Here is a 25,809-nt window from a genome sequence, read left to right on the forward strand (position 1 = left end):
GGGCCGCCCCAAGCCAGTTCGCACCGCAGTGCGGAGCACGGAGGTCAGCCCATGACCGACCAACGCCATGCGGCCTTGGGCATCCACCCGATCGCCGCCGACGAAGACGGCGGCCACGACAGCCTGCCCCGCCGGCGCCAGATCGTGCGCAGCACCCGCATCGCGGTGCTGCTGGTGCTGGCGCTGCTGGCGATCGGCGCCGCGCGCACCGTCTATCTGCGCGTGGCCAACGCCCGCGCCCTGGAAGCCGGCACCGCCGAGCGCGCCACCCAGTACGTGAAGACCGCCCTGCCCCAGACCGCGGGCAGCGGCCAGACGCTGGCGCTGCCCGGCACGCTGCAGGGCTTCACGCAGTCGCCGATCTCGGCCCGCGCCAGCGGCTATCTCAAGCGCTGGACCCGGGACATCGGCAGCCGGGTCGAGAAGGGTGAGCTGCTGGCCGAGATCGAGACGCCCGAGATCGACCAGCAGCTGTCGCAGGCCGTCGCCGCGCGCCAGCAGGCCGCCGCCGCGCTCGAACTCGCGAAGAGCACGCTGGCGCGCTGGGAGGGCCTGCGCAAGAAGGACGTGGTCTCGCAGCAGGACCTCGACGAGCGCCGCGGCGCCCTGGCACAGGCCAGCGCCAACCTGGCGGCGGCCGACGCCAACGTGCAGCGGCTGCGCCAGACCGAGGGCTTCAAGCGCGTGCTGGCGCCCTTCGCGGGCGTGATCACGCGGCGCAACGTCGACGTCGGCGACCTGATCGATGCCGGCGCCGGCAACGGCGGCCGGGCGCTGTTCCAGCTCGCCCAGACCGATCCGCTGCGGGTCTACATCAATGTGCCGCAGGCCTACGCCCAGCTCGTGAAGGAGGGGCAGCCGGTGGTCGTCACCCAGTCCGAACTGCGCGGCCAGAGCTTCAAGGGCGAGGTGGCGCGGACCTCGGGCGCGATCGATTCGACCACCCGCATGATGCAGGTCGAGGTCGCGCTGCCGAACAAGGAAGGCATCCTGCTGCCGGGCGCCTACGTGCAGGTCTCGCTGCCGCTGACGCCCAGCCGCGCGCTCAGCATCCCCGCCAATGCGCTGCTGTTCCGCGCCGAAGGCACGCGGGTCGCGGTGGTGGACGCCGAGGGCAAGGTGCGGCTGCGCGGTGTCAGCATCGGGCGCAACTACGGCGACACGGTGGAGGTGCTCGACGGCATCTCGGGCAGCGACCGGCTGGTGCTGAACCCCTCGGATTCGCTGGCCGAAGGCGACCTGGTCACGGTCGCGAAGGAGCCGGCGTGAGTCTTCGCCGGTTGTCGTCGGTGGCAGCTGCCACGATGCTGCTGGCCGGCTGCGTCGCCGGGCCCGACTACCGCAAGCCGGAGGTCGAGGTGCCGGTCAGCTGGCAACTCGAGCAGCCCTGGCGCCAGGCTTCGCCTGGTGATGCCGAGGCCAAGGGCCCGTGGTGGCGGCGCTTCGACGACCCGACGCTCGACGCGCTGCAGGAGAGGGCGCTGGCCAACAGCCCGACACTCGACCTGGCGAGCGCCCGGCTGGCACAGGCGCGGGCCACGCTGGCGGGCGCCGAATCGGGCCGCTCGCCGCAGCTGGGCCTGGGTTCGCGCGCCTCGCGGCTCAAGATCTCGGCCAACCGGCCGCTCACCAACTACGCCACCAACAACTATTCGACGGTCCAGAACGACTTCGCGCTGACCCTGGTCGCCAGCTACGAACTCGACCTCGCGGGCCGGGTGCAGCGCACGGTCGAGGGCGCCTCCGCCTCGGCCGCGCAATCGGCCGCCGACCTCGAGAACACCCGGCTCCTGCTGACCGCCGACCTGGCCTCGGCCTACTTCAGCCTGCGCGCCACCGACCTGGAGCTCGACGTGGTCGCTCGCTCGATCGAGGTCCAGCGTCGGGCCCTGCAGTTCGTGACCGACCGCCACGAAGGCGGCGCGGTGTCGGGCCTCGACGTGGCGCAGCAGCAGGCGCTGCTGGACAACACGCTGACCCAGGTCGACCTGCTGAAGCGGCTGCGGTCGCAGTTCGAGCATGCGATTGCGACACTGACCGGCACACCGGCGCCGAACTTCGCGCTGGCACCGGACATCCAGCCGCTGCGGCCGCCGGCGATCCCGCTCGGCGTTCCGTCGGACGCGCTGGAGCGCCGGCCCGATGTCGCCGCCGCCGAGCGCGCGATGGCCGCGGCCAACGCGCAGATCGGCGTCGCCACCGCGGCCTTCTACCCGAGCGTGAACCTGCTGCCCACGGGCGGCGTCGACAGCCGCAGCCTGTCGACCCTGTTCGATGCCCAGAGCGTGCTGTGGTCGATCGGCGTCTCGGCGACCCAGACGATCTTCGACGGCGGCCGCATCCGCGCCAACGTCGACTTCACCAAGGCCGGCTACGACGCCACCGTCGCCAGCTACCGCCGGGTGGTGCTGACCGCGATGCAGGAGGCCGAGGACGGCATCACCGGCCTGGCGTCGCTCGAACGCGCCGCGGCGCAGTCGCAGACGGCGGTGGCCAGCGCGCGCCGGGTGCTCGACATGTCGGCCAGCCGCTACGAGGGCGGCGCCACCACCTTCCTCGACGTCATCACGGCCCAGCAGGCGCTGTTGAACATCGAGCGCCAGGCGGCCCAACTTTCCGGGCAGCGCATGCTGGGCACGGTGTTCCTGGTGAAGGCGCTGGGCGGCGACTGGTGCGGCGTCGAAGCGCGCGGGGCCGGCGGCGGGGGCACCAGCGCTAGAACAGACTGCCCTGCCCCGCTGCGCCAGGTGGTCGGAACGCGCTGAGGTCGAGCCCGATGCGCTGGCGGTTGAAGCCGATGCGGTTCGTCGCCTTCTCGAAGCGCTGGCGGATCAGGTCGGCCCACAGGCCGCTGCCCTTCATGCGGGTCGCGAAGTCGGCGTCGTAGTCCTTGCCGCCGCGCATCTCGCGGATGCGCGCCATGATGCGGTCGGCCCGCTGCGGGTAGTGCAGTTCGAGCCACTGCTTGAACAGCGGCGCGACCTCCCAGGGCAGCCGGACCACGGTGTAGAAGGCGCAGCGCGCGCCGGCCTCCCAGGCGGCTTCGAGCACCTGCTCCATGTCCTCGGTGACGAAGGGAATCTGCGGCGCCACGCTGACGCCGACCGGCACGCCGGCGTCGGCCAAGGTGCGCAGGGTGCGCAGCCGCCGGTGCGGCGCGGCGGCCCGCGGCTCGAGCTTGCGTGCCAGCTCGCCGTCGAGCGTGGTGATCGTGACGTACACAGCGGCCAGCCGGTCGGCGGCCATCGGTGCGATCAGGTCGAGGTCGCGCTCGACTGCGCTTGATTTGGTGACGAGGCCGAAGGGATGGCGCGATTCCTTCAGCACTTCGATCACCGAACGCGTGAGCCGCAGCTCGCGTTCGATCGGCTGGTAGCAATCGGTCGCGGTGCCGATCGCGATCTGGCTCGGCCGGTAGGCTTTGCGGCCCAGTTCGGCGCGCAGCACCTCGGCGACGTTGCGCTTCGCGATCAGCTTGGTCTCGAAGTCCAGGCCGGGCGAGAGATTGAGGTAGCTGTGGGTGGGCCGGGCGAAGCAATAGATGCAACCATGCTCGCAACCCCGGTAGGGGTTGAGCGAGCGGTCGAACGGAATGTCGGGCGAGTCGTTCTCGCTCAAGACCGATTTCACGTCCTCGAAGCGGACCTCGGTCTGCAGCCGCTGGAGGCCCTCGGCTTCGGCCTCGCCCTCTTCCAGCGTGCCCCAGCCGTCGTCGAAGGCGTCGCGCACGTCGCGCTCGAAACGATGCGGCAGGCGCGTCGCGGCGCCGCGGCCCTTGAGGGCGTGGACGGGGATGAAGCTGTCGCCCATGGCGCCTCCGGATACTGTATGAAATTACAGTATTCCATGTTTTGGCGGCAGGCGCAGCAACGAACTGCAACGAGCTGGGCTGCGCTAAGCTGCAAGTCCCACCGATCGTTCCCCATGCCCCGCCGCCCCGAAAACCTCTACCCCCAATACCACGCCCATCTCTACTTCGGCCCAGAGACGGTCGCCCAGGCGCGCCGGATCGCCGAGCAGGCGGGGCGCGAGTTGCTGGTGGTGGTCGGCCGCGTGCACGAAAAACTCGTCGGCCCGCATCCGCACTGGAGCTGCCAGATCGCCTTCGACGCCGCCGAATTCGATGAAGTGATCGCCTGGCTGGAGGCCCACCGCGAGGGACTCGACGTCTTCGTGCACGGCCTCACCGGCGACGACTACCAGGACCACACGGCGCATGCGATGTGGCTCGGCAACGAGTCGCCACTCGATCTGCGCATGTTCAGCCGGCCGGCCGCCTGAGCTGCGCCGACCAGCAATTCGCCACAGTCATCAAGGAAACTTCTTCGCCTGAAACGGAAGGCGCTCGCAGACGCGACAGCATGCATTTCTGAAGATCGCAGACCGGCCACCGCCGGCGAAAGCTATCTGCATGCCCAAGAAGCCTCGATCCCTGCGCGACATCATCGAGTGCGTCGCGGCCGTTCTCCTGCCGTGGCTGCTGTGTGCCGCTGCGTACCTGTTCTTCGCGGGCCTGGAATTCGACTAGGCCTCAGAACTCGGCATCCAGCTCGTCGATCTCCTCCGGCTCCTGCTTCGCCGCCTTGATCCATTCCTGCATCGCCGGCAGTTCGATGATCCGCTTGCAGTAGCCGGCGCAAACCGTGTCCAGGGTCACGTCGTAGGTCATGAAGCGCGTCACCACGGGCGCATACATTGCGTCGGCGATGCAGGGTTGCTTGCCGAACAGGTACGGGCCGCCGTAGGCTTTCAGGCACCCGCGCCAGATCGCGACCACGCGGTCGATGTCGGCCTGCGCGCGCGACCAGATCTTGAAGTTCGGGAACCTGGCCTTGACGTTCATTGGCAGCGAGCTGCGCATCGCGCTGAAGCCCGAATGCATCTCGCCGCAGATCGCCCGGCAATGGGCCCGGGCCTTGGCATCGGCCGGCAGCAGGCCGGCCTTGGGCTTGATCTCGTTGAGGTATTCGCCGATCGCCAGCGTGTCCCAGACCTTGATGCCGGCATGCTCGAGCGACGGCACCAGCATCGACGACGACAGCAGCAGCATCTCGGCCTTCATCGCCGGGTCGTCGGGCGGGATCACCTTCTCGCTGAAATCCAGGCCCGCGAGCCGGCACATCAACCAGCCGCGCAACGACCACGCGCCGTAGTTCTTGCTGCTGATGGTGAGGACGGGTTTGGCCATGGAGACTCCTGGGCTGCCGGATCGGCTCTGCACCAGTGCAAGCCCTGTGCCAGAACAGTGCACCTCTTCGCCTTGGCCCGCAACTTGCCTGCAGCCCCTCCATGCTGTACCGGGCCTACCAAACTCACACCGACCTGCTCTCGCCGTCCCGGCTCGCAGCCCAGTACCTCGGCAACAGCGTGTGGAAGTCCCGGCCGGACCGCAGCGCCGCCCGCCGTATCGCCGCGGCGATGGATGTCTACGCCCACCTGCGGCTGACCCACACGCGGCCCGACTACGGCATCAAGAGCGTGCTGTCCGAGGGGCAGGAAGCCGCGGTCACCGAAGAGCTCGCGCTGGTCGCGCCCTTCGGCACCCTGCTGCACTTCCGCAAGGACACCAAGGCGGTGCAGCCGAAGGTGCTGCTGGCCGCACCACTGTCGGGCCATTTCGCGACCTTGCTGCGTGAAACGGTGCGCACCCTGCTGCGCGACCACGACGTCTACCTGACCGACTGGCACAACGCCCGCGACGTGCCGCTGTGGAACGGCGGCTTCGGCCTCGACGACTACACGCTGCAGATCGTGAGCTTCCTCGAGGCGATCGGCCCCGGCGCCCACATGGTGGCGGTCTGCCAGCCCTGCGTGGCGGCGCTGGCGGCGACCGCGCTGATGGCCGAGGACGATCACCCTGCCGCGCCGCTGAGCCTGACCCTGATGGCCGGCCCGGTCGACTGCCGCATCAATCCGACCATGGTGAACAAGCTGGCGACCGATCGCCCGATCGGCTGGTTCGAGCGCAACCTGATCAGCCGGGTGCCATGGCCGCACGCGGGGATGATGCGGCGCGTGTACCCGGGCTTCCTGCAGCTCAGCGCCTTCATGAGCATGAATCCCGACCGGCACAAGGAACAGTTCAAGAAGCTCTATCACCACCTGGTCGAAGGCGAACTCGAGCAGGCCGCCACGATCCGGGACTTCTACGACGAATACCTGGCGGTCAACGACCTGCCGGCCGAGTTCTATCTCGAGACGGTCGAGCGGGTGTTCCAGACCTACGACCTGCCGCGCGGCGAGCTCACCGTCGGCGATCGCAGGGTGGACCCCGCGGCCATCCGCCGGACCGCACTGATGACGGTCGAAGGCGAGCGCGACGACATCTGCGCGGTCGGCCAGACCGTGGCGGCGCAGGACCTGTGCACCAGCATCCGCCCCTACCTCAAGACCCACCACCTGCAGGCCGGCGTCGGCCACTACGGCGTCTTCAGCGGCAGCAAGTGGAACACGCAGATCTATCCGCGGGTGCGCGAGATGATCCACACGGCGCAGGAACTGCACTAAGCCGCGCTCGCCACCAAGGCCTGCCGCAGATGCGCGATCAGCGCCTGCGATGCGACGTTGCGCATCGGCCCGGGCAGGTAGACGAGCACGATGCGGCGCTCGATGCCGGGCCGAGTCAGCGGGAGGACCACCAGTTCATCGTCGCGCAGCGAGGACGTGTAGAGCCTCGGCATCAGTCCGAGCGCCAGCCCGCCGCGCACCAGGGCGTAGAGCGTCTCCGAATAGCTCACCCGATAGGGCTCCGAGCCCTGCGCGAACTGGGCCCGGGCCGGATCCCCCAGCGCCGGCATGCTGCCGCTCTCGAACAGCACCAGGCGCTCGCCGCCGATCGCCTCCCAGTCGGCGCCGCCGGCAGCGGCCAGCGGGTCATCGCGCCGCACCACCAGCACCAGCGGATCGCGGAACAGGTCGATGCAGACCAGCCCGCCCGGCGGTTCGGTGATGGCGGCCACCGCGAGGTCGAGCTGGCCGCTGCGCACTTCGGCCAGCAGCGCATTCGACGGCGCGTCGCGCCAAGCGAACTCGACACCGTGCTGAGCGTCGCCGCCGACGAACGCAGCCACCGACGCCGCGACCCGGGCGCTGGCCGATGGGATCACGCCGATGCGCACGAAGGCGCGGCCGCGCTGCACCGTGCTCTCGATGTCGCGCAGCGCGACCTCGAAGGTGTTGACCAGGTAGTCGGTGCGCGCCAGCACCTCGGTGCCGACCGGCGTCAGCGCCAGCCGATGGGTCGAGCGGGTCAGCAGTTCGGCACCGAGCAACTTCTCCATCTGCTTGATCGCATTGCTCAGCGCCGGCTGGGTGATCGACAGGCGGCGCGCGGCGCGGCCGAACTGGCCCTCTTCCACCAGCACCGAGAAGCACTGGAGCTGGCGCAGCGTGAGCGCACGCAATGGCAAAGTGGAAGCCATGGACCTCTGATATAGATTCAGTGAATGAAATTATAGGAATTCAAAATTTTCCTTATTTCACCGCCCTGCCTAGACTGGGCGGCATGCGCACTGACACGGCCGTCCCCGACCCCCTCGATGCTTTCCTGCGGGCGATCCCGAAGGTCGAACTGCACTGCCACCTGTTCGGGACGGTCCGCCACGACACCTTCGCGGACCTCAACCGCCGCGCCGGCTCGCCGCTGGCCGACGACGAGATCGAGGGCTTCTACACCCGGGGCGAAAAGCCGGTCGGCGTGCTGCGGGTGCTGCGGGCGCTCGATGCCCAGCTGGTGCGCGGCGCCGACGACCTGCACCGGCTCACTTTCGAATACCTGCAGGACGCGGCGGCGCACCAGGTGCGCTACAGCGAGTTCTTCTGGAACCCGACCGGCACCGTGCACGCCTCCGGCATCGGCTACCGCGAGGCCCAGGACGCGATCGTCCGCGCGATCCACGACGCCGAGCGGGCGTTCGGCATCGTCGGCCGGCTGATCGCGGCGATCGACCGCGAAGCCAGCCCCGAGGCGGCGGTCGAGATGGTGCAGTGGGTCACGGCAAACCGACGCGACGAAGTGATCGGCATCGGGATCGACTACCGCGAGAACGACCGGCCGCCCGAGCTTTTCGCCGAGGCCTACCGCGACGCCCGGCGCGCCGGCCTCAAGACCACCGCGCACGCCGGCGAGTTCGGCATGCCCTGGACCAACGTGCGCACGGCGCTCGACCTGCTGCAGGTGGACCGCATCGACCATGGCTACACGGTGGTCGACCGGCCGGAATTCGCACGCGAATGCGCCGAGCGCGGCGTGCTGTTCACGGTCGTGCCGACCAACTCCTACTACCTGCGCACGCTGCCGCCGGAGCGCTGGGCGCTCGACCATCCGATCCGCCGCATGCCGGGGCTGGGCCTGAGCATCCACCCGAACACCGACGATCCAACCCTGCACAAGGTCACGCCCACCGGGGCTTGGCGGATGATGGTGCGCCACTTCGGCTTCGGGCTCGACGACCTGCGCGGCTTCATGCACAACGGCCTGGACGGCGCCTGGATCGACGATGCGCAGCGTCGCCGGTGGCGTGCCGACTGGAGCGTGGAATTCGACCAGTTCCGTGCCAGCCTCTCCCCGGACTCCTTCCTGCCAACCCCATGAAAAAACCCATCGCCAAATCCCTGCTCCTCGCCGCCGCCCTGCTGGGCACCCTGGCCGGCGCGGCTTCGGCCCAGCCGTCGTGGCCCGGCGCCAAGCCGATCACGCTGATCGTCCCCTACTCGGCCGGCGGCAGCGTCGATTTCACGGCCCGCCTGGTCGCGAACAAGCTCGCCGAACGGCTCAAGCAATCGGTGGTGATCGAGAACGTGACCGGCGCCGGCGGCGCCATCGGCGTGGCCAAGGCGGTCAACGCGGCGCCCGACGGCTACACGCTGGTGGCCGGGCCGGACAGCGCGATCGCGATCGGCCGCCTGATCAACCCGGCCGCCTTCAAGTTCGATCCCCTGAAGGACCTGGCACCGGTCGGCATGCTGAACACGGCCCCGATGGTGCTGGTCGCCCGTCCCGGCCTGCCGGTGAAGGATTTCGGCGATTTCGTGAAGCTCGCCAAGGCCTCGCCCGGCAAGTTCAACTACGCCACCTCGGGCGTCGGCACCGTGCTCCAGCTGGCGATGGAACTGCTGAAGGAGCGCACCGGGATCTTCGTCACCCACGTGCCGTACCGCGGCGGTGCCCAGATCGCGACCGACGTGATCGGCAACCAGGTCGACCTGGCGATGCTGGTCAGCACCAGCGCGATCCCGCACGTGACGGGCAACCGGCTGAAGGCGCTCGGCGTCACCGGCAGCCAACGGCTGGAGGCCCTGCCCCAGGTGCCGGCCTTCGGCGAGATGCCGGGCCTGAAGGGCTTCGACATGGTGAGCTGGACCGGCATCTTCGCGCCGGCCAACACGCCGGCGCCGATCGTGAGCCGCCTGAACCAGGAGCTCAACGCGGTGCTGAAGGACCCCGAAGTGCGCGCCAAGCTGCAGGAGCAGGGTGCGCTGCCCGGCAGCGGCTCGCCGGAGGACCTGGGACGGTTCGTGAAATCGGAATACGCCCGCAACCAGAAGATCGTGCAGGCGGCCAACATCAAGGAGTGAGCCGCGGGCTCAGGACGACTCGTCCTCCGCCGGCCAGTCGCGGATGTACGCCTTCAGCATCTTGTTCTCGAAGTTCTGGCTGTCGACCACCGCCTTGGCGACGTCGTAGAAGCTGATCACTCCCATCAGCATGCGCTTGTCCATGACCGGCATGTAGCGGGCGTGGCGCTCCAGCATGATGCGGCGGATCTCGTCGAGGTCGGTTTCGAGGGTGCAGGTCACGGGATGGTCGTCCATCGCCTTGCGCACCAGGGTGCCGCCGACCTGGCCGCCGTTGGCGACGATGGCGACGATCACTTCGCGGAAGGTCAGCATGCCGACCAGGTCGCCGTGCTCCATGACCACCAGGGAGCCGATGTCCTTGTCGGCCATGACGTTGACCGCGCTGGCCAGGGGTTCGTCGGGCGTGACCGTGAAGAGCGTGTTGCCCTTGACGCGCAGGATATCGCTGACTTTCATGTAATTTGCTCCTCGCTTGCTCGGCGGCGTGCCGATTTGAATATAGCCCACAATGGCCGCCCGTCCACCGACCCGTGATCGACGCGCCGACGCGCGCGTAACCGGGCATTGCAGAAACGATTCTCGAAAGGCGCTCATGTCCGGCTACTCAGACCCCGGCTTCGACACGCTGGCATTGCATGCCGGCGCCGCACCCGACCCCGCCACCGGCGCGCGGGCGGTGCCGATCCACCTCACGACCTCCTTCGTCTTCGAATCCAGCGACCATGCCGCGGCGCTGTTCAATCTGGAGCGCGCGGGCCATGTCTACTCGCGCATCAGCAACCCGACCAACGCGGTGCTCGAGCAGCGCGTGGCGGCTCTCGAAGGCGGCATCGGGGCGATCGCCACCGCCAGCGGCCAGGCGGCGCTGCACCTGTCGATCGCGACCCTCATGGGCGCCGGCTCGCACATCGTCGCCAGCACCGCGCTGTACGGCGGCTCGCAGAACCTGCTGCACTACACGATGCGCCGCTTCGGCATCGAGACCACCTTCGTCAAGCCCGGCGACCTCGACGGCTGGCGCGCCGCGATCCGGCCCGAGACCAAGCTGCTGTTCGGCGAGACCGTGGGCAACCCGGGCCTCGACGTGCTCGACATCCCGGCCGTCAGCGAGATCGCGCACGCCGCCCGGGTGCCGCTGCTGGTCGACTCCACCCTGACCTCGCCCTACCTGATCAAGCCCTTCGACTGGGGCGCCGACCTGGTCTACCACTCGGCCACCAAGTTCCTGTCCGGCCACGGCACCGTGATCGGCGGCGTGGTGGTCGACGGCGGCAGCTTCGACTGGGAGCGATCGGGCAAGTTCGCCGAGCTCACGCAAGCCTACGACGGCTTCCACAACATGGTCTTCAGCGAGGAGAGCACGGTCGGTGCCTTCCTGCTGCGGGCCCGCCGCGAAGGCCTGCGCGACTTCGGCGCCTCGATGAGCCCGCACACCGCCTGGCTGATCCTGCAGGGGATCGAGACCCTGCCGCTGCGCATGGCGCGCCACATCGACAACACGCAGAAAGTGGTCGAGTTCCTGGCCGCGCATCCGTTCGTGGCGCGGGTGGGCCATCCGCTGCTCGAATCGCATCCCAGCCACGCGCTGGCCAACAAGCTGCTGCGCCACGGCGCCAAGGGCGCGGGCGCGGTGTTCAGCTTCGACCTCAAGGGCAACCGCGAGCAGGGCAAGAAGTTCATCGAGGCGCTCAAGCTCTTCAGCCACCTGGCGAACGTGGGCGACTGCCGCAGCCTGGTGATCCATCCGGCGAGCACCACGCACTTCCGCATGACCGACGAGGCACTGGCCGGCGCCGGGATCTCGCAGGGCACGATTCGCCTGTCGATCGGGCTGGAAGACCCGGCCGACCTGATCGACGACCTCAAGCGCGCGCTGAAGGCGGCGGAAAAGGCGGGTGCGTGATGCAGTTCGACGTCCAAGGCCACGCCACCTACTGCTACACCGGCGGCAAGCCGCTCGACCCCGCCAAGCCGACGGTGGTCTTCATCCATGGCGTGCTCAACGACCACAGCGTCTGGATCCTGCAGAGCCGCTGGTTCGCCAACCACGGCTGGAACGTGCTCGCGGTCGACCTGCCGGGACACTGCAGGAGCGCGGGCCCGCCGCCCGCGAGCGTCGAAGACGCCGCCGCCTTCATCGTCGCGCTGCTCGATGCCGCGGGTGTCGCGAAGGCCGCGCTGGTCGGCCACAGCTTCGGCTCGCTGATCGCACTGGAGACCGCGGCGCGCGCGCCGGAGCGGGTCACGCACCTGGCGCTGGTCGGCACGGCCTATCCGATGACCGTGTCGCCGGCGCTGCTCGATGGCGCGCTCGACGACCCGCAGCGCACGATCGCGATGGTCAGCACCTTCTCGCATTCGATGCTGGCGCCGCCGCTCGGTCCGGGGGTCTGGCTCGCCGGCAGTTCGCGGGCGCTGATGCGCCGCGTGCTCGCCAGCAACACCGACGCCAACGTCTTCCACATCGGCTTCAAGGCCTGCAATGACTACGCCAACGGCGAACAGGCTTTGGCAAAGGTGCGATGCCCTGTGCTGTTCCTGCTCGGCGAGGCCGACCAGATGACGCCGCCGCGGGCCGCCCGCTCGCTGGCGCAGAAGGCGCCGGGCGCCAAGGTCGTCACCGTCAAGGCCGGCCACGCGCTCATGAGCGAGGCACCCGACGCGGTGCTGTTCGCACTGCGCGACTTCCTGGAATGAGCGGCGTCAACGCAACGCGTTGATGTCCGCCATCTCGACCAGCGGATTCGGCGCGCCGCGCTTGGCGACGACCAGCATGGCGCGCCCGACCTGCTCGCTGGTCGTGACCGCATCGGGCCGCCAGCGGCGCACCAGCCCGAAGACCGGGTTGGCGACCACGTAGGCCCACCGGTACAGCGCCGTCTTCGAGCGCACGCCATGCATCGGCTGGATCATGCCGGGGCGGAACATGTAGGCGGCCTTGAAGGGCAGCCGCATCAGCGCGTTCTCGGTCGCGCCCTTGACGCGCGCCCACATGCGGGGGCCGCGCTCGGTGCTGTCGGTGCCGGCGCCCGTCACGTAGACGAAAGTCATCTGGGGGTTGAGCCGCACGAGCGTGCGCGCCACCCCCAGCGTGAGATCGAAGGTCACGCGCTTGTAATCCTCCTCGCTCATGCCGACCGAGGAGACGCCGAGGCAGAAGAAGCAGGCGTCGAAGCCGGCGAGTTCGGCCTCGACCGCCGCGAGCTGTCCCGGGTCGGGCACCACCAGGTCGCGCAGTTTCGGATGCCTCTCGCCGCTCGGCCGGCGGCCGACGCAGAGCACTGCGGTCACGTCGGCATCGTGCAGGCATTCGCGCAGCACACCCTGCCCCACCATCCCGGTGGCGCCGAAGAGAAGGATCTTCATCTTCCGCCGACCGAAAACGCCTCCGGCTCGCGCCGGAGTGCGCCGAGCAGGGTCGACACCTCGGGCGCCAGGGCCTGGGCCGGCTGGAGCGCGCCCAGCAGCCGCGCCAGCGTCTCTGCGTGGGGCAGCAGCGGGCCGAGGAAGCGGGTGCCGTCCTCGCTGGCGATCAGGAGCGTCGGAAAAGTCTCGACATCGAAGTCGTCCGCGATGTCCGCGTGGTCCTCGATGTCGACCCACGCGAAACGGAACTGCGGGTGGTCGCGCGCCACCGACTCGAACAGCGGCCGGTACTCGCGACAGGCGCCGCACCATTCGGCGCACAGGCAGACGACCCAGAGGCGATCGTCGGCGGCGGTGGTTGAGAAATCGGTCAAGGCAGTGTCGAAGGAACGAAGGGCTGGGGAGGAGTTCGGCGCCATTATCGATTCGCCAGCAAATCCTGCAGCCGCAGGCTCTCCAGAGGGCCTTGGCACCAGAGGCTGCGCAACGGCGGTGTGTGCGGCATCAGCAGCTCCCGCAGCAGCGGCTCCAGCGGCGTCGCGGGGCCCGCCAGCAGCACGAAGCGGGGATCGTCGTTGTCGCGCTCCTCGGCCAGCGGCGCGATCCAGTCGAGCGCGACCAACGTTTCGAGCACCGGTGCGAGCTGCAGCGCGTCGACCCTCATGCGTCCCACCAGCTCGGCTGCGCCCAGGCCGCTGGCCGGTGTCGACCTGGCGGCATGCAGGTCCTGGAGCACCTCGACCGCCAGCTGCAGCGGCCAGCCGGCGGCGCCGCCGCGCCGCGCCACCCCGACCAGCAGGCTGGGCAGGTAGGCCGCGATCACGGCGCCCAGCAGCACGATCACCCAGGCCACGTAGATCCAGACCAGCAGGATCGGCACGGTCGCGAAGGCGCCATAGAGCACCGAGTAGGTCGGGACCAGGCTCATGTAGTAGCCCAGCACGCGCTTGGCGAGCTCGATCGACGTGGCGACGAAAAGGCCGCCCGCCCAGGCGTGCGACCACTTCACGTGGGTGTTCGGCACGTAGCGGTAGAGGGCCGTCATGCCGCCGGCCAGCAGCACGAATTCGAAGGTGTCGAACAGCAGCTTGACGATCGCGCCGCCCACCACCTCGCGCGAGGCCGAGAAGAAGGACGCCGTGGTGCTGAGGCTCAGTGCCAGCACCAGCGGGCCGAGCGTGATCGCGGCCCAGTAGATCAGCACCCGCTGCGCCAGCGGCCGGGGCTTGCGCACCCGCCAGATGTTGTTGAGCGTCTTGTCCATGGTGAGGATCAGCGCCACCGCGGTCACCAGCAGCACCACCAGGCCGGCGACGCCGAGCCCGCTGGCCTTGCTGGCGAACTGGTTCAGGTAACCCAGCACCTGGCGCGCGATGTTGTCCGGGATCAGGCTGTCGATCAGCCAGCGCTGGACCCGCCCCTGCATCGTGCTGAACATCGGGAAGACGGTGAACAGGGCCGCCGCCACGGTGAAGAAAGGCACCATCGCGATGGTGGTGGTGAAGGTCAGGCTGCTCGCGGTCAGGCCGAGCCGGTCCTCGCGGAAACGCTCGCCCAGCACCGCCGCCGTGTTCCCCCAGGGAAAGTGTGAAAGATCCCTCCAGAACTGCCAGCGATTCATGCCCAGTATCATGCCATCCGGTCTGTCGCCGTCCCGGCGCCGCCGCCCCTCATTCCCTCCATCGTGACCGCGTCCACCCTGCCCTCCGCCTCCGTTTCCGCCACCCGATGGCTTGCCGTCGGCAGCCTGGTCGGGCTGATCGTGCTCGGGCTCGCCTGGGAGCTGTGGCTGGCGCCCTTGCGGCCGGGCGGCTCGTGGCTGGCGCTCAAGGTGCTGCCGCTGGTGGTGCCGCTGGCCGGCCTGCTGAAGAACCGCATGTACACCTATCGCTGGGTCAGCCTGATGGTCTGGCTCTATTTCACCGAAGGCGTGGTGCGCGCCTGGAGCGACACCAACGGCGTCGGCCAGGTGCTGGCGCTGGTCCAGGTCGTGCTGTGCCTGGCGCTTTTCACGGCCTGTGCCTGGCATGTGCGGCTGCGGCTGCGCAACGCGGCCCAGGCCCGCAAACTCGAAGGGGCGACGCCATGAGCGTTCTGTTGGAGAAGCTGCGCGCGATCGTCGGCGCGGCGAACGTGCTCACCGAAGGCGACCTCGGCGCCTGGGAGCAGGACTGGCGCAAGCGCTCGCGCGGCAAGGCGCTGGCGGTCGTGCGCCCGGGCGATACGCGCCAGGTCGCGGAAGTGGTCCGGGCCTGCGCCGAAGCCGGCACCTCGATCGTTCCGCAAGGCGGCAACACCGGGCTGGCGGTCGGTTCGACGCCCGACGAGAGCGGCACCCAGGTGCTGCTGAGCCTGCAGCGGCTGAACGCAATCCGCGGCATCGACGCCGCCAATCTCACGATGACGGTCGAGGCCGGTTGCGTGCTGCAGACCCTGCAGGAGGCGGCGCGCAACGCCGGCTTCCTGTTCCCGCTGAGCCTGGCGGCCGAAGGCAGCTGCACCATCGGCGGCAACCTTGCGACCAACGCCGGCGGCACGCAGGTGGTGCGCTACGGCAATACGCGCGACCTGTGCCTCGGGCTCGAGGTCGTGACGCCGCAGGGCGGGGTCTGGGAAGGCACCAGCGGCCTGCGCAAGGACAACACGGGCTACGACCTGCGCGACCTGATGATCGGCAGCGAAGGCACGCTCGGCATCATCACGGCGGCCACCATGAAGCTCTACCCGCTGCCGGCGGCCCAGCTCACGGCGTGGGCGGCAGTGCCGTCGCTCGACCACGCGGTCACCCTGCTGGGCCTGGCGCACCAGCGCCTGGGGGCCGGCCTGACCGGTTTCGAGGTGATGGGCAAGTTCGCGCTGAGCCTGGTCGACAAGCACTTCCCGGCCCTGCGCGTGCCATTCATCGACGACGCGTCCGTTCCCTGGTGCGTGCTGCTCGAGAACTCGGACAGCGAATCGGAAGACCATGCCCGCAGCCGCTTCGAGGCCTTGCTCGAAACCGCCTTCGAAGCCGGCTGCGTGACCAACGCGGTGGTGGCAGAGAGCCTCACGCAGGCGCACCAGCTCTGGCACATCCGCGAAAGCATCCCGCTGGCGCAGGCCGAGGAAGGCCTCAACATCAAGCACGACATCTCGATCGCGGTGTCGCGCATCCCGGCCTTCGTGGCCGAGACCGACGCGCTGCTGGCGCGCGAGATCCCGGGCGTGCGGCTGGTGAATTTCGGCCACCTGGGCGACGGCAACCTGCACTACAACGTGCAGGCGCCCGAGGGCGGCGACAGCAAGGCTTTCCTTCGCGACCACGAGGACCGGATCAACACCCTGGTCTACGACGCGGTCGAGAAGTTCGACGGCTCGTTCTCGGCCGAGCACGGCGTCGGCTCGCTCAAGGTCGACAAGCTCGAGAAGCACAAATCGCCGGTGGCGCTCGAGATGATGCGCGCGATCAAGCGCGGGCTGGACCCGCAGAACATCCTGAATCCGGGGCGGGTGCTTCGTTCAACCTGAGGCGCGGATGCGCGTAAACTATGCGCATTCTTCCTGCACAAGAAATTCCCATGCTTCGATTCGACCCCCACGCGCCCAAGAAGCCCACGAACCTGTCGCTCAACAGCAAGGTGCTTGAAATGGCGCGCGAACTCGGCATGAACGTGTCGCAGACGGTCGACGGCCTGCTGGCCGAGGAAGTGAAGCGCCGCTACTGGGAAAAGTGGAACGAGGACAACAAGGAAGGCATCGCTGCCTACAACGCGCGCATCGCCGAGGAAGGCCTGCCGCTCGCCAAATACCGGACCTTCTGAGCGCATGGCCCGCTACGAGGTCTACCGGCATCCCGATGCCGAGCTGCGCACCAGGACGCCCTATCTGCTCGACCTGCAGAACAACTACATCAGCGCGGTCGACACCCGGGTCGTGGTGCCGCTGCGCCCCGCCAAGACCTTCGGGCGACCGATGCGCGACCTGAATCCGGCGTTCGTCATCGACGGGCTGGAAGTGATCCTCGACACGGCCGCGCTGGCCGCCTTTCCGGCCGCGGAACTGCGCACGCCGATCACCAGCCTGCAGCCCCAGAGCGGCCTCATCGCCGACGCCCTCGACACCCTCTTCGGTTCGTACTGACATGACCCCCCACCCCATCCGCTCCCAATACGAAGACTTCATGCGCCACGTCGACAGCACCGGCGTATACAAGGGCGACCGCACCGGCACCGGCACCAAGAGCGTGTTCGGCTACCAGATGCGCTTCGACCTCAACGAGGGCTTCCCGCTGGTCACCACCAAGAAGGTGCACCTGCGCTCCATCATCCAGGAACTGCTCTGGTTCCTGACCGGCTCGAGCGACAACAACTGGCTCAAGGAGCGCGGCGTCACGATCTGGGACGAATGGGCCCGCGAGGACGGCGACCTGGGCCCGGTCTACGGCGTGCAATGGCGCAGCTGGCCGACGCCCGACGGCGGCCACATCGACCAGATCCAGCAGGTGATCGACACCCTCAAGAGCAACCCCGACTCGCGCCGCATCATCGTCAGCGCCTGGAACGTGGCCGAGCTCTCGAAGATGGCGCTGATGCCCTGCCACGCCTTCTTCCAGTTCTACGTGGCGCCGCCGCAAGCCCCTGGCGAGCGCGGCAAGCTGAGCTGCCAGCTCTACCAGCGCAGCGCCGACATCTTCCTCGGCGTGCCGTTCAACATCGCGAGCTACGCGCTGCTGACGCACATGGTGGCGCAGCAGTGCGAGCTGGATGTCGGCGACTTCATCTGGACCGGCGGCGACTGCCATATCTACAGCAACCACGCCGAGCAGGTCGCACTGCAGCTGAGCCGTGCACCGCGCGCCTATCCGACGCTGGTCATCCGGCGCAAGCCGGCCTCGATCTTCGACTACGAGTACGAGGATTTCGCGGTCGAGGGCTACGACCCGCATCCCGCGATCAAGGCGCCCGTGGCGGTCTGACAGATGCGCGTCAACCTGCTCCTCGCGCGCGCCGCCAACGGCGCGATCGGACTCGGCGGCACGATGCCCTGGCACCTGCCCGAGGACATGGCCCACTTCAAGCGCCAGACCGCGGGTGCGCCCGTGATCATGGGCCGCAAGACCTGGGATTCGATCCCGCCGCGCTTCCGTCCGCTGGCCGGCCGGCGCAACATCGTGGTCACGCGCAATGCCGACTGGCAGGCCGAAGGCGCCGAGCGGGCCGGAAGCCTGCCAGAAGCCATCGCCCTGTGCGAACACGCCCGCAGCGACGAAGCCTGGGTGATCGGCGGCGCCCAGATCTACGCCGAGGCGGAGCCGCTGGCCCAGCGCGTGGTGCTGACCGAGATCGCGCGCGACTTCGAGGGCGACGCCTGGGCACCCGCCTTCGATTGCGGCTGGCACGAGACCGCGCGCGAATCGCACATCGCGGCCAACGGCCTGCCGTTCAGCTTCGTCACGCTGGAGCGGCGCTGAGCCGAGTTCTCAGCCGCAGGCCTCGATCTTGAATTCGACCCGGCGGTCGAGCGCATCGACGGCGTCGTCGGTGCCGCTGCCGATGATGTTCTCGCGAAAGCCCTTGCCGCTGGTCGTGGTGCGCGGGCCCAGTGCGGTCGAGTCGTTCACCAGCCGCTGTCGGATGTAGGCCGCGCGCTGCAGCGACAGCACCTCGTTGTACGCCACCGGACCGGTGTGGCTCGTGTGGCCGATGATGTCCATGCAGATCCCGGCGTCGGTGCTGGCCTTGGCGATCTGATGCAGCCACATCGGATAGGGGCCGCTGATCCGGCCATCGGACCAGAACACGGTGGTGTTCGGATTGAAGAGGAACTTGACGCCGAGTTGCCGGTTGGCGATGCCGTAGGCGACGATCTTGCCGAACGCCTGCTCGGCCTCGGCCGTGCGGCCCAGCTTGGCCGACGACAGATAGATGCCGTTGAGCACGCGCAGCTGCTCGCCGTCCGACGTCGCGGCCGCGGCGCTGTACTGCGCCAGCGCCTCCGGATAGCGTCCCGCGTTGTAGTGCGCGGTGGCCGCCGTGATCGTCGGCGCCGCCGAGAGCCGCGCCAGGTAGGCCGGGTCGGCACGCTGGCCGGCCGCCGCGGCGGTGGTGCGAACGTAGCCTTCGACCAGCGGGTCCCGCGTCGGCACCGGCGTGTCGCGGTCATAGGGCAGCGGCGTGTGGTCCAGGCCCTCGTCACGCACCAGCGATGACGCGTGCGCGACCACCGTGCCGCTCTTCAGTTCGGTCAGGGCCAGGTCGATCCGCAACGGGCCCTGCGGCTGGCTCGGCGCGACCCTCGTCATGGTGCCGGTGAGCAGGTAGCGGGCCTTGCCGAGGTTTTCGCTGTCGAAGGGCAGGACCTCGATCGCGTCGTACTTGGTGCCCATGCGCTCGATCACGCGGTCCTGCAGCTGCAGCGTCGCGATCGTCTGCTGGCCGCTGCCGGCATCGAGCATCGGATCGAGCACCACGCTGCGCCGGCCGCCGATCCGGTCGAGAAACAGCGGCTGCGTCTGGGTCTGGACGACCAGCGCATCGGTGGCTTGCACCACGGCTTCGGCGAAGGGCAGCGGGGCCCCGGACGAGGCGACCAGCGGCGCCGCGCAGCCGCCGAGGCCCGTCGCCAACCACGCGGCAAGCGACAGGAACACGATGTGCAGCCAGCCGGTCCGTCTCATGGTTGGCAGTCCTTCCTGAGCATTGCGGCCTCGGCCGCAGTGAGGGGACCGAGCGAGGCCCGTTGCAAGGACTCGACGCATTGCGTCCGGCCCGGCCACGCTTGAGCGGTGGCCAGCGGTGCTTGCGTCTCGCGCGCGCGCTCGCGGGCGGGCTCGGCGCGCGGCCGTTGTTGCGCCGTTCTACGGATCGGTTCGGGCGCGATCGGCTCCGAGGCGACCACGCGGGGCAGCGAATCAGTCAGCGCCAGGGCCGCTGCGGGCAGCGCCTGCTCAGGCACCTTCTCTGGCACCTGCGCCGGCGCCTGCCCGGGCACAGGTTCAGCCGCAGGCGCGGGCGCCGCCGGCAGCGACACCATCCGTACCGGCTCGGGCAGTGGCGGCGGCAGGCCCGGATCGCCGAGCCGGATGGCGGCGGCTAAGCCAACGCCCACCAGCAGCCCCAGCGCCAGCCGCGTGACGGCCTGGGTGCGGCTGCGGCGCGGCGCCAGCTCACGGCCCGGGAGCGCGGGCGCCTCGCGGCCGAAGGAGGCCTCGAAGACAAAATCGGGCCGGTCGGTCGCACTCAGCAGGTCGAGGTCCTGGTCCCGGCGATCGTGGGCGCCGCTCAGCCGGTTCCAGAGTTCGGCCGCGCTCGTGCAACCGCCCTGGGGAATCGGCGACAGCGCTGCATCGACCGCATCCATGAAATGCCCGCTGTAGCGACGGCGCGCCACTTCGGCGAGCGGCCGGACCCGATCGTTCCGGCGCGCCGGGGGCTGGCCGGCAATGGCCGCGTACACCACACCCGCCAGCGCACGCAGGTCGGACAGCGGGGCGTCGAGGTCGTCGCCCACGTCCCGGAGGCCGCCGAACGCCGTCAGCACCGGGCCGTCGTCGGTGAGCAGGATGCGGTGCGTCGCGATCCCGCCATGCACGCACTGCGAAGCGTGCAACGCGCCGAGCGCATCGAGCAGGGGACGCAGCCAGCTGCACAGCTGGGCCTCGTCGGGCGGCCGGCCGAGTTCCACCAGCACGCGCGCCAACGTCGCGCCCTCGTAGTACGGCATCGCCATGTAGGCCGTGCCGTTGCCTTCCCAGAAATGCAGCACCCTGGGCAGCGAGGGGTGATCGAATCGCCCCAGCATCCGGGCCTGGTTGATGAAGCTGCACAGCCCGAGCTGGAACGCCGCCACCCGGCCCTTCGACTTCGCGACCACCGCCGCCGACACGCGGTCCCTCGACGCCAGTGCACCGGGCAGGTATTCCCGCACCGCCACATGCTGCTCGAGCACATGGTCCCAGGCCAGGTAGACGATGCCTTTTTCGTTCTCGCCGATGGTGCCGACGATCTCGTAGTCGAACAGCCTGAAGCCTTCGGGCAGCGCATGGATGTCGCGCGCCGGCGCCTCGTCGGAAGCCTCCGGGGTGGCCTGCGCGCGCTTCCCTGCAGCCGGGCGGTGCGCGGTGCGGAGGTCGAGCGCAAGGGCGCTGTTCATGGCGTCGACTCTACGTCGCCCGGCCGTCGGCGACATTCACCGGACGCACTAGCCGAATGGACGCCAGGTCACCTGGCATGCTCCAAAACCCTGATTGATTTAATTATTGATGTTAATACGATGATGCCCTCAAACCCCATTTCAGCCATGTCCAGCGCCCCCACGATCGCCGACATCGCCCGCACCGCCGGCGTCGGCACCGCCACGGTCGACCGGGTGCTCAACCGGCGAGCCGGCGTCAACGCCGAGACCGTGCAGCGCGTGCTGCAGGTGGTCGAGGAACTGGGCGCGCCGCAGCAGCCGGGCCGCCCGCGGCGCGGCGCCAACGCCCGCTTCGCCTATGTGCTGCCGGCGGACGACTCCCCCTTCCTGGAACTGGTCGAAAGACAGATTGCGCAGGCCGCCGGCGACTTCCGGCATGCCCACATCACCGAGGTCACGCACCGCATCGACAGCACCGACCCCGGGCGCTTCGCCGAAGAACTCGCGCAGGTCGGCGACTGCGAGGGCATCGCCCTGCTGGCGCCCGACCTGCCTCCGATCAAGCGCGCCATCAACGAGCTGGTGCGCGCCGGCGTGCACGTGGTGACCCTGTTCTCCGACGTCGCGGGCTCGATGCGCGAGACCTGCATCGGCGCCGACAACCGGGCCGCCGGCCGCACCGCCGGCCTGCTGCTGGCGCGAATGGCCAACGACGGCCGGCGCGACACCTTGCTGCTGTCGTCGCAGGCGACCCGGCTGTCGGCCGAGATCGAGCGGCGCATCGGCTTCGCCCACGTCATCGAGGAGCGATTCCCCCGGCTGCACTTGGTGCGCACGCCCGACCTGCCGGCCGACGACGACGGCGCCTGTCGCGCGTTGCTGCAGGCCCTGCGCGACGACATCGACCCGGCGCGCGTCGCCGGCATCTACAACGTCGGCTCGGGCAGCGCCGGCGTGGCGCGCGCACTGGCCGAGGCCGGCCTGGCGGCCCATGTCGGCGTGGCGGCGCACGACTTCACCGACGAGAACGCCTCGCTGTTGAGCGCCAACGCCCTGTCCTACGTCCTGCACCAGGACATCCATTACTGCGTATTGACGGCGGCGCGCGTGCTGCGCGCGCTGTGCGAGAACGTCCGCGGCGCACTCAACGTGGTGCAGCCGCGCATCGAGATCCTGACGGCCGAGAACCTTCACTGAGCGGACGCCCGGTACGTGCCCCTGAACCCAAACCTTTTTTGGAGACAGCTCATGAAATCGATGTCGAAGATGCTCCCGGGCGTGATCGCCCTCGCCGCTGCCACCGTGCTCAGCCTGACCGGCGCCGAGGTGCGCGCGCAGGACAAGACCATCACCCTGTGCTGGGCCGCCTGGGACCCGGCCAACGCGCTGGTCGAACTCTCGAAGGACTTCACCACCAAGACCGGCATCAAGATGAAGTTCGAGTTCGTGCCGTGGACCAGCTTCGCCGACCGCATGCTCAACGAGCTCAACTCCAAGGGCAAGCTGTGCGCTCTGATCATCGGCGACAGCCAGTGGATCGGCGGCGCCGCCGAGCAGGGCCAGTACGTCAAGCTCAACGAGTTCTTCGACAAGGAAGGCATCAAGATGACCGACTTCGCGCCCGCCACCGTGGTGGGCTATGCGGAGTGGCCCAAGAACACGCCCAACTACTGGGCGCTGCCGGCCATGGCCGACGCGGTCGGCTGGACCTACCGCAAGGACTGGTTCGCCAAGCCCGAGCTGCAGGCCGAGTTCAAGAAGAAGTACAACCGCGACCTCGCACCGCCCAAGACCTGGACCGAGTTCAAGGAGGTGGCCGAGTTCTTCCAGGGCCGCATGATCGACGGCAAGAAGGTCTACGGCGCCTACCTCTTCACCGAGCGCGGCTCCGAAGGCATCACGATGGGCGTGACCAACGTGCTCTACCCGATGGGCTTCAAGTACGAAGACCCCAAGAAGCCCTATGCCATGGACGGCTTCGTCAACTCGCCGGACGCGGTGCGCGGCCTCGAGTTCTACAAGGCGCTCTACAAGGGCAGCACCCCGCCCGGGCTCACCAACGCCTACATGACCGAAGGCCTCGACGCCTTCAAGTCGGGCCAGGTGGCGATGATGATGAACTGGTTCGCCTTCTTCCCCGGCCTCTACAAGGACCCGAACGTCGGCGGCGACAAGATCGGCTTCTTCGTCAATCCGTCGGACAAGGCCAAGGGCGTGCAGCTCGGCGGCCAGGGCATCTCGGTGGTGTCGTACTCGCCGAACCGCAACGAGGCGCTGCAGTACATCAAGTGGTTCGCCAACCCCGACGTGCAGAAGAAGTGGCAGGCCATCGGCGGATCGTCGGCCGCCAAGGCGGTGCTCAACGACCCGGCCTACCCGAAGAGCTCGCCCTTCGCCCAGCCCTTCCTCGACTCGATGGACATGGTGGTCGACTTCTGGGCCGAGCCCTCGTACGCGCAATTGCTGTTGTCGATGCAGAAGCGCGTGCATGATTACGTGGTGGCCGACAAGGGCACCGCCAAGGAGGCGCTCGATGCACTGGTGGTCGACTGGAAGAAGGTCTTCAAGGACGACGGCAAGGCGAAGTGACGGCCAGGCCCAGGCGAAACACGGCATGAGCACTCCCGCCGCCCTCGTCGCCCGCGCCGCCCAGGCCACGCCGGCCGGGGTGGCGTCGCGGATGCGCGGTCTCTCCGACCGCGCGATCGCCTGGTTGTTCGTCGCGCCGACCATGCTGCTGCTGCTGGCGATCAACATCTTCCCGCTGATCTGGACCATCAAGCTGTCGTTCACCAACTACCGGGCCAACCGGCCCAACGCGGCGGTGGTCGACGTCGGCATCGACAACTACGTGTCGGTGCTGACCGACCCTGACATCTGGCTGGCGATGCAGGCCACCGCGCACTTCCTGTTCTGGACCATCCTGCTGCAGGTGCTGATCGGCTTCGCACTGGCCTACCTGATCGACCGCAAGTTCCGCGGCCACGGCTTCTGGACCACGATGATCCTGATCCCGATGATGCTGTCGCCCGCGGTGGTCGGCAATTTCTGGGCCTTCCTGTACCAGCCGCAGACGGGCCTGTTCAACTACGCGGTGTCGTTCCTCTCGGGCATTCCGGCCTCGTCGTTCGAGATGATCGGCTCGGTCAAGCTCGCGCCCTGGGCGATCATCATCGTCGACACCTGGATGTGGACGCCCTACGTGATGCTGATCTGCCTGGCCGGCCTGCGCTCGATCCCCGACTACATCTACGAGGCGGCCGAGGTCGACCGGGCCTCGAAGTGGCGCCAGTTCTGGTCGATCACGCTGCCGATGGTGCTGCCCTTCATCATGCTGGCGGTGCTGTTCCGCGGTATCGAGAACTTCAAGATGTTCGACATGGTCAACCTGCTGACCTCGGGCGGCCCGGGCTCGGCGACCGAGCTGGCGTCGATCACGCTCAAGCGCGAGGCCTTCGAGAAATGGCGCACCGGCTATTCGTCGGCGTTCGCGATCATCCTTTTCGTGGCGGTGTTCGGCCTGGCCAACATCTACGTCAAGGCGCTCAACCACGTGAAGAACCGCTGAGGCAACCCATGCGCACTGGCATCAGCACCGCCCACTCCGTCGTCGAGCCGAGCGCGCGCACCCGCTTCGCGGCCGGCGCGGTCGTGGTCGCGTATGCGCTCCTGACGATGATCCCGCTGGTCTGGATCATCCTGACCGGCTTCAAGACGCCGCCCGACTCGATCAGCTACCCGCCGAAGGTGCTGTTCACGCCCTCCCCCCAGGGCTACTGCAACCTGTTCACCACGCGCTCGCGCCAGACGCCCGAATACATCGCCGCGCTGCCGCCCGCGACCGAGATCTGCGACAAGGTGGCACGCGACGACAACATGGTGGTCGCGGGACGGTCGAACTACATCCCGCGCTTCGTCAACTCGCTGATCATCGCCTTCGGCTCGACCGTGCTGTCGGTCGGCATCGGCGTGATGGCCGCCTACGCCTTCTCGCGCTTCAACGTGCCGCTGAAGGACGACATGCTGTTCTTCATCCTGTCGACGCGGATGATGCCGCCGATCGCGGTGGCGATCCCGATCTACCTGATGTACCGCGAGCTCGGCCTGTCGGACACGCGCCTCGGCATGATCCTGCTGTACAGCGCGGTCAACGTGTCGCTCGCGGTGTGGCTGCTCAAGGGTTTCATCGACGAGATTCCGCGCGAGTACGAGGAAGCCGCGATGGTCGACGGCTACACCCGGCTGCAGGCCTTCCGCAAGGTGGTGCTGCCGCAGGCCACCACCGGCATCGTCGCCACCTCGATCTTCTGCCTGATCTTCGCCTGGAACGAATACGCCTTCGCGGTGCTGCTGACCTCGGGCACGGCGCAGACGGCGCCGCCTTTCATCCCGATCATCATCGGCGAGGGCGGGCAGGACTGGCCGGCCGTGGCCGCCGGCACCACCTTGTTCCTGATCCCGATCCTGGTCTTCACGGTGTTGCTGCGCAAGCACCTGCTGCGCGGCATCACCTTCGGCGCAGTGCGCAAGTAGGAGCTCCGGCCATGTCGACCCCTTCCCTGCCCGTCCACCGCCGCTGGCCGCGCTGGCTGCGCCGCGGTCCGATGGAGATCGTGGCCTGCGTCGTGATCACGGCCGGGCTCGTGATGATGCTGCAGCCGCTGGCGATGAGCCTGTTCACCTGGTCGTTCCTGACCACCCTGTTCGGCACCGCGCTGTTCATGATCGTGTCCAAGTTCCCCGCCTGAACGC

Annotated in this window: 28 protein-coding genes; 19 read left to right on the forward strand and 9 right to left on the reverse strand. The window is 68.7% G+C overall.

Annotated features, from left to right (window positions below):
- The first annotated feature begins 51 nt into the window (after positions 1-51).
- Entirely contained in the window at positions 52-1,269 is a 1,218-nt protein-coding gene (locus QZH52_RS12490; RefSeq protein WP_301809142.1) for an efflux RND transporter periplasmic adaptor subunit, read from the forward strand.
- 35 nt (positions 1,270-1,304) lie between these two features.
- Positions 1,305-2,765 carry an efflux transporter outer membrane subunit gene (locus QZH52_RS12495; protein ID WP_301809291.1) on the forward strand — a complete coding sequence of 487 codons (1,461 nt, stop codon included), beginning with the start codon at positions 1,305-1,307 and terminating at the stop codon, positions 2,763-2,765.
- Here the strand turns inward: QZH52_RS12495 and QZH52_RS12500 are convergent.
- The gene (locus QZH52_RS12500; protein WP_301809145.1) at positions 2,716-3,810 is read right to left on the reverse strand and encodes a PA0069 family radical SAM protein; all 1,095 of its coding nucleotides are present in this window, start codon (positions 3,808-3,810) and stop codon (positions 2,716-2,718) included. The two genes, QZH52_RS12495 and QZH52_RS12500, sit on opposite strands and share 50 nt — an antisense overlap.
- Before the next feature lie 114 nt (positions 3,811-3,924).
- Here QZH52_RS12500 and QZH52_RS12505 point away from each other — a divergent pair, with 114 nt between their 5' ends.
- Positions 3,925-4,281 carry a DOPA 4,5-dioxygenase family protein gene (locus QZH52_RS12505; RefSeq protein WP_301809149.1) on the forward strand — a complete coding sequence of 119 codons (357 nt, stop codon included), beginning with the start codon at positions 3,925-3,927 and terminating at the stop codon, positions 4,279-4,281.
- A gap of 250 nt (positions 4,282-4,531) precedes the next feature.
- Here QZH52_RS12505 and QZH52_RS12510 read toward each other — a convergent pair whose 3' ends face one another.
- Entirely contained in the window at positions 4,532-5,188 is a 657-nt protein-coding gene (locus tag QZH52_RS12510; protein ID WP_301809153.1) for a glutathione S-transferase, read from the reverse strand.
- A 101-nt stretch (positions 5,189-5,289) separates the two neighbouring features.
- On the opposite strand from QZH52_RS12510, the gene QZH52_RS12515 reads away from it, so the two are divergent.
- Positions 5,290-6,507 carry a polyhydroxyalkanoate depolymerase gene (locus QZH52_RS12515; protein ID WP_301809156.1) on the forward strand — a complete coding sequence of 406 codons (1,218 nt, stop codon included), beginning with the start codon at positions 5,290-5,292 and terminating at the stop codon, positions 6,505-6,507.
- On the opposite strand, the gene QZH52_RS12520 is transcribed toward QZH52_RS12515, so the two are convergent.
- Positions 6,504-7,421: a LysR family transcriptional regulator gene (locus QZH52_RS12520; protein ID WP_301809159.1), complete on the reverse strand. Its 918-nt coding sequence runs from the start codon at positions 7,419-7,421 to the stop codon at positions 6,504-6,506. The two genes, QZH52_RS12515 and QZH52_RS12520, sit on opposite strands and share 4 nt — an antisense overlap.
- Before the next feature lie 83 nt (positions 7,422-7,504).
- On the opposite strand from QZH52_RS12520, the gene QZH52_RS12525 reads away from it, so the two are divergent.
- On the forward strand, positions 7,505-8,593 hold the full coding sequence (locus QZH52_RS12525; RefSeq protein WP_301809162.1) for an adenosine deaminase family protein: 1,089 nt from the start codon (positions 7,505-7,507) through the stop codon (positions 8,591-8,593).
- Positions 8,590-9,576, forward strand: coding sequence for a Bug family tripartite tricarboxylate transporter substrate binding protein (locus tag QZH52_RS12530; RefSeq protein WP_301809165.1), 987 nt, complete (start codon positions 8,590-8,592; stop codon positions 9,574-9,576). Before QZH52_RS12525 ends, QZH52_RS12530 begins: the two co-directional genes overlap by 4 nt.
- Positions 9,577-9,585: 9 nt before the next feature.
- On the opposite strand, the gene QZH52_RS12535 is transcribed toward QZH52_RS12530, so the two are convergent.
- Positions 9,586-10,035, reverse strand: a complete 450-nt coding sequence (locus tag QZH52_RS12535; RefSeq protein ID WP_286535662.1) for a CBS domain-containing protein — start codon at positions 10,033-10,035, stop codon at positions 9,586-9,588.
- A 136-nt stretch (positions 10,036-10,171) separates the two neighbouring features.
- Between QZH52_RS12535 and QZH52_RS12540 the strand changes: the two genes are divergently transcribed.
- Together QZH52_RS12540 and QZH52_RS12545 are read left to right on the forward strand one after the other, a co-directional pair.
- Complete coding sequence (locus QZH52_RS12540) at positions 10,172-11,482, forward strand: O-acetylhomoserine aminocarboxypropyltransferase (protein ID WP_286526233.1); 1,311 nt, start codon at positions 10,172-10,174, stop codon at positions 11,480-11,482.
- The gene (locus QZH52_RS12545; RefSeq protein WP_286535656.1) at positions 11,482-12,276 is read left to right on the forward strand and encodes an alpha/beta fold hydrolase; all 795 of its coding nucleotides are present in this window, start codon (positions 11,482-11,484) and stop codon (positions 12,274-12,276) included. Before QZH52_RS12540 ends, QZH52_RS12545 begins: the two co-directional genes overlap by 1 nt.
- A 6-nt stretch (positions 12,277-12,282) precedes the next feature.
- Here the strand turns inward: QZH52_RS12545 and QZH52_RS12550 are convergent, their stop codons facing one another.
- From QZH52_RS12550 to QZH52_RS12560, 3 genes are read right to left on the reverse strand one after another with little or no spacing between them, the layout of a single operon-like run.
- Positions 12,283-12,945 (reverse strand): NAD-dependent epimerase/dehydratase family protein, encoded by a 663-nt coding sequence (locus QZH52_RS12550; RefSeq protein ID WP_301809171.1) that lies wholly within the window; start codon positions 12,943-12,945, stop codon positions 12,283-12,285.
- Positions 12,942-13,319 (reverse strand): thioredoxin family protein, encoded by a 378-nt coding sequence (locus tag QZH52_RS12555; protein ID WP_301809174.1) that lies wholly within the window; start codon positions 13,317-13,319, stop codon positions 12,942-12,944. Before QZH52_RS12555 ends, QZH52_RS12550 begins: the two co-directional genes overlap by 4 nt.
- A gap of 44 nt (positions 13,320-13,363) precedes the next feature.
- Positions 13,364-14,578 carry a YihY family inner membrane protein gene (locus QZH52_RS12560; protein WP_301809176.1) on the reverse strand — a complete coding sequence of 405 codons (1,215 nt, stop codon included), beginning with the start codon at positions 14,576-14,578 and terminating at the stop codon, positions 13,364-13,366.
- 51 nt (positions 14,579-14,629) lie between these two features.
- Between QZH52_RS12560 and QZH52_RS12565 the strand changes: the two genes are divergently transcribed.
- From QZH52_RS12565 to QZH52_RS12590, 6 genes are read left to right on the forward strand one after another with little or no spacing between them, the layout of a single operon-like run.
- Positions 14,630-15,034, forward strand: coding sequence for a DUF2069 domain-containing protein (locus QZH52_RS12565; protein ID WP_436411570.1), 405 nt, complete (start codon positions 14,630-14,632; stop codon positions 15,032-15,034).
- Positions 15,031-16,452, forward strand: coding sequence for an FAD-binding oxidoreductase (locus QZH52_RS12570; RefSeq protein WP_301809179.1), 1,422 nt, complete (start codon positions 15,031-15,033; stop codon positions 16,450-16,452). Before QZH52_RS12565 ends, QZH52_RS12570 begins: the two co-directional genes overlap by 4 nt.
- A 50-nt stretch (positions 16,453-16,502) precedes the next feature.
- Positions 16,503-16,745, forward strand: a complete 243-nt coding sequence (locus QZH52_RS12575) for a type II toxin-antitoxin system CcdA family antitoxin (protein ID WP_286371290.1) — start codon at positions 16,503-16,505, stop codon at positions 16,743-16,745.
- Positions 16,746-16,749: 4 nt separating this feature from the next.
- Positions 16,750-17,064 (forward strand): CcdB family protein, encoded by a 315-nt coding sequence (locus tag QZH52_RS12580; protein WP_301809186.1) that lies wholly within the window; start codon positions 16,750-16,752, stop codon positions 17,062-17,064.
- A 1-nt stretch (position 17,065) separates the two neighbouring features.
- Positions 17,066-17,899 carry a thymidylate synthase gene (locus QZH52_RS12585; protein ID WP_301809190.1) on the forward strand — a complete coding sequence of 278 codons (834 nt, stop codon included), beginning with the start codon at positions 17,066-17,068 and terminating at the stop codon, positions 17,897-17,899.
- Positions 17,900-17,902: 3 nt separating this feature from the next.
- Positions 17,903-18,394, forward strand: a complete 492-nt coding sequence (locus tag QZH52_RS12590; RefSeq protein ID WP_286535643.1) for a dihydrofolate reductase — start codon at positions 17,903-17,905, stop codon at positions 18,392-18,394.
- Positions 18,395-18,403: 9 nt separating this feature from the next.
- Here the strand turns inward: QZH52_RS12590 and QZH52_RS12595 are convergent, their stop codons facing one another.
- Together QZH52_RS12595 and QZH52_RS12600 are read right to left on the reverse strand one after the other, a co-directional pair.
- Positions 18,404-19,600: an OmpA family protein gene (locus QZH52_RS12595; protein ID WP_301809195.1), complete on the reverse strand. Its 1,197-nt coding sequence runs from the start codon at positions 19,598-19,600 to the stop codon at positions 18,404-18,406.
- A complete protein-coding gene (locus tag QZH52_RS12600; RefSeq protein ID WP_301809198.1) occupies positions 19,597-21,075 on the reverse strand; it encodes a serine/threonine protein kinase in 1,479 nt (492 codons plus the stop codon). The genes QZH52_RS12595 and QZH52_RS12600 overlap by 4 nt, the downstream gene beginning before the upstream one ends.
- Positions 21,076-21,222: 147 nt before the next feature.
- Here QZH52_RS12600 and QZH52_RS12605 point away from each other — a divergent pair, with 147 nt between their 5' ends.
- The 5 genes from QZH52_RS12605 to QZH52_RS12625 are packed head-to-tail and all read left to right on the forward strand — an operon-like array spanning position 21,223 to position 25,805.
- The gene (locus QZH52_RS12605; RefSeq protein ID WP_301809200.1) at positions 21,223-22,254 is read left to right on the forward strand and encodes a LacI family DNA-binding transcriptional regulator; all 1,032 of its coding nucleotides are present in this window, start codon (positions 21,223-21,225) and stop codon (positions 22,252-22,254) included.
- A 60-nt stretch (positions 22,255-22,314) separates the two neighbouring features.
- Complete coding sequence (locus tag QZH52_RS12610) at positions 22,315-23,646, forward strand: ABC transporter substrate-binding protein (RefSeq protein ID WP_436411575.1); 1,332 nt, start codon at positions 22,315-22,317, stop codon at positions 23,644-23,646.
- 25 nt (positions 23,647-23,671) lie between these two features.
- The gene (locus QZH52_RS12615) at positions 23,672-24,625 is read left to right on the forward strand and encodes a carbohydrate ABC transporter permease (protein WP_286526263.1); all 954 of its coding nucleotides are present in this window, start codon (positions 23,672-23,674) and stop codon (positions 24,623-24,625) included.
- Positions 24,626-24,633: 8 nt separating this feature from the next.
- The gene (locus tag QZH52_RS12620) at positions 24,634-25,590 is read left to right on the forward strand and encodes a carbohydrate ABC transporter permease (protein WP_286535635.1); all 957 of its coding nucleotides are present in this window, start codon (positions 24,634-24,636) and stop codon (positions 25,588-25,590) included.
- Between the two features lie 11 nt (positions 25,591-25,601).
- The gene (locus tag QZH52_RS12625; protein WP_286535633.1) at positions 25,602-25,805 is read left to right on the forward strand and encodes a hypothetical protein; all 204 of its coding nucleotides are present in this window, start codon (positions 25,602-25,604) and stop codon (positions 25,803-25,805) included.
- Positions 25,806-25,809 lie beyond the last annotated feature (4 nt).

This window comes from Variovorax ginsengisoli, from assembly GCF_030486595.1.
GTDB classification, from domain to species: domain Bacteria; phylum Pseudomonadota; class Gammaproteobacteria; order Burkholderiales; family Burkholderiaceae_C; genus Variovorax; species Variovorax ginsengisoli_B.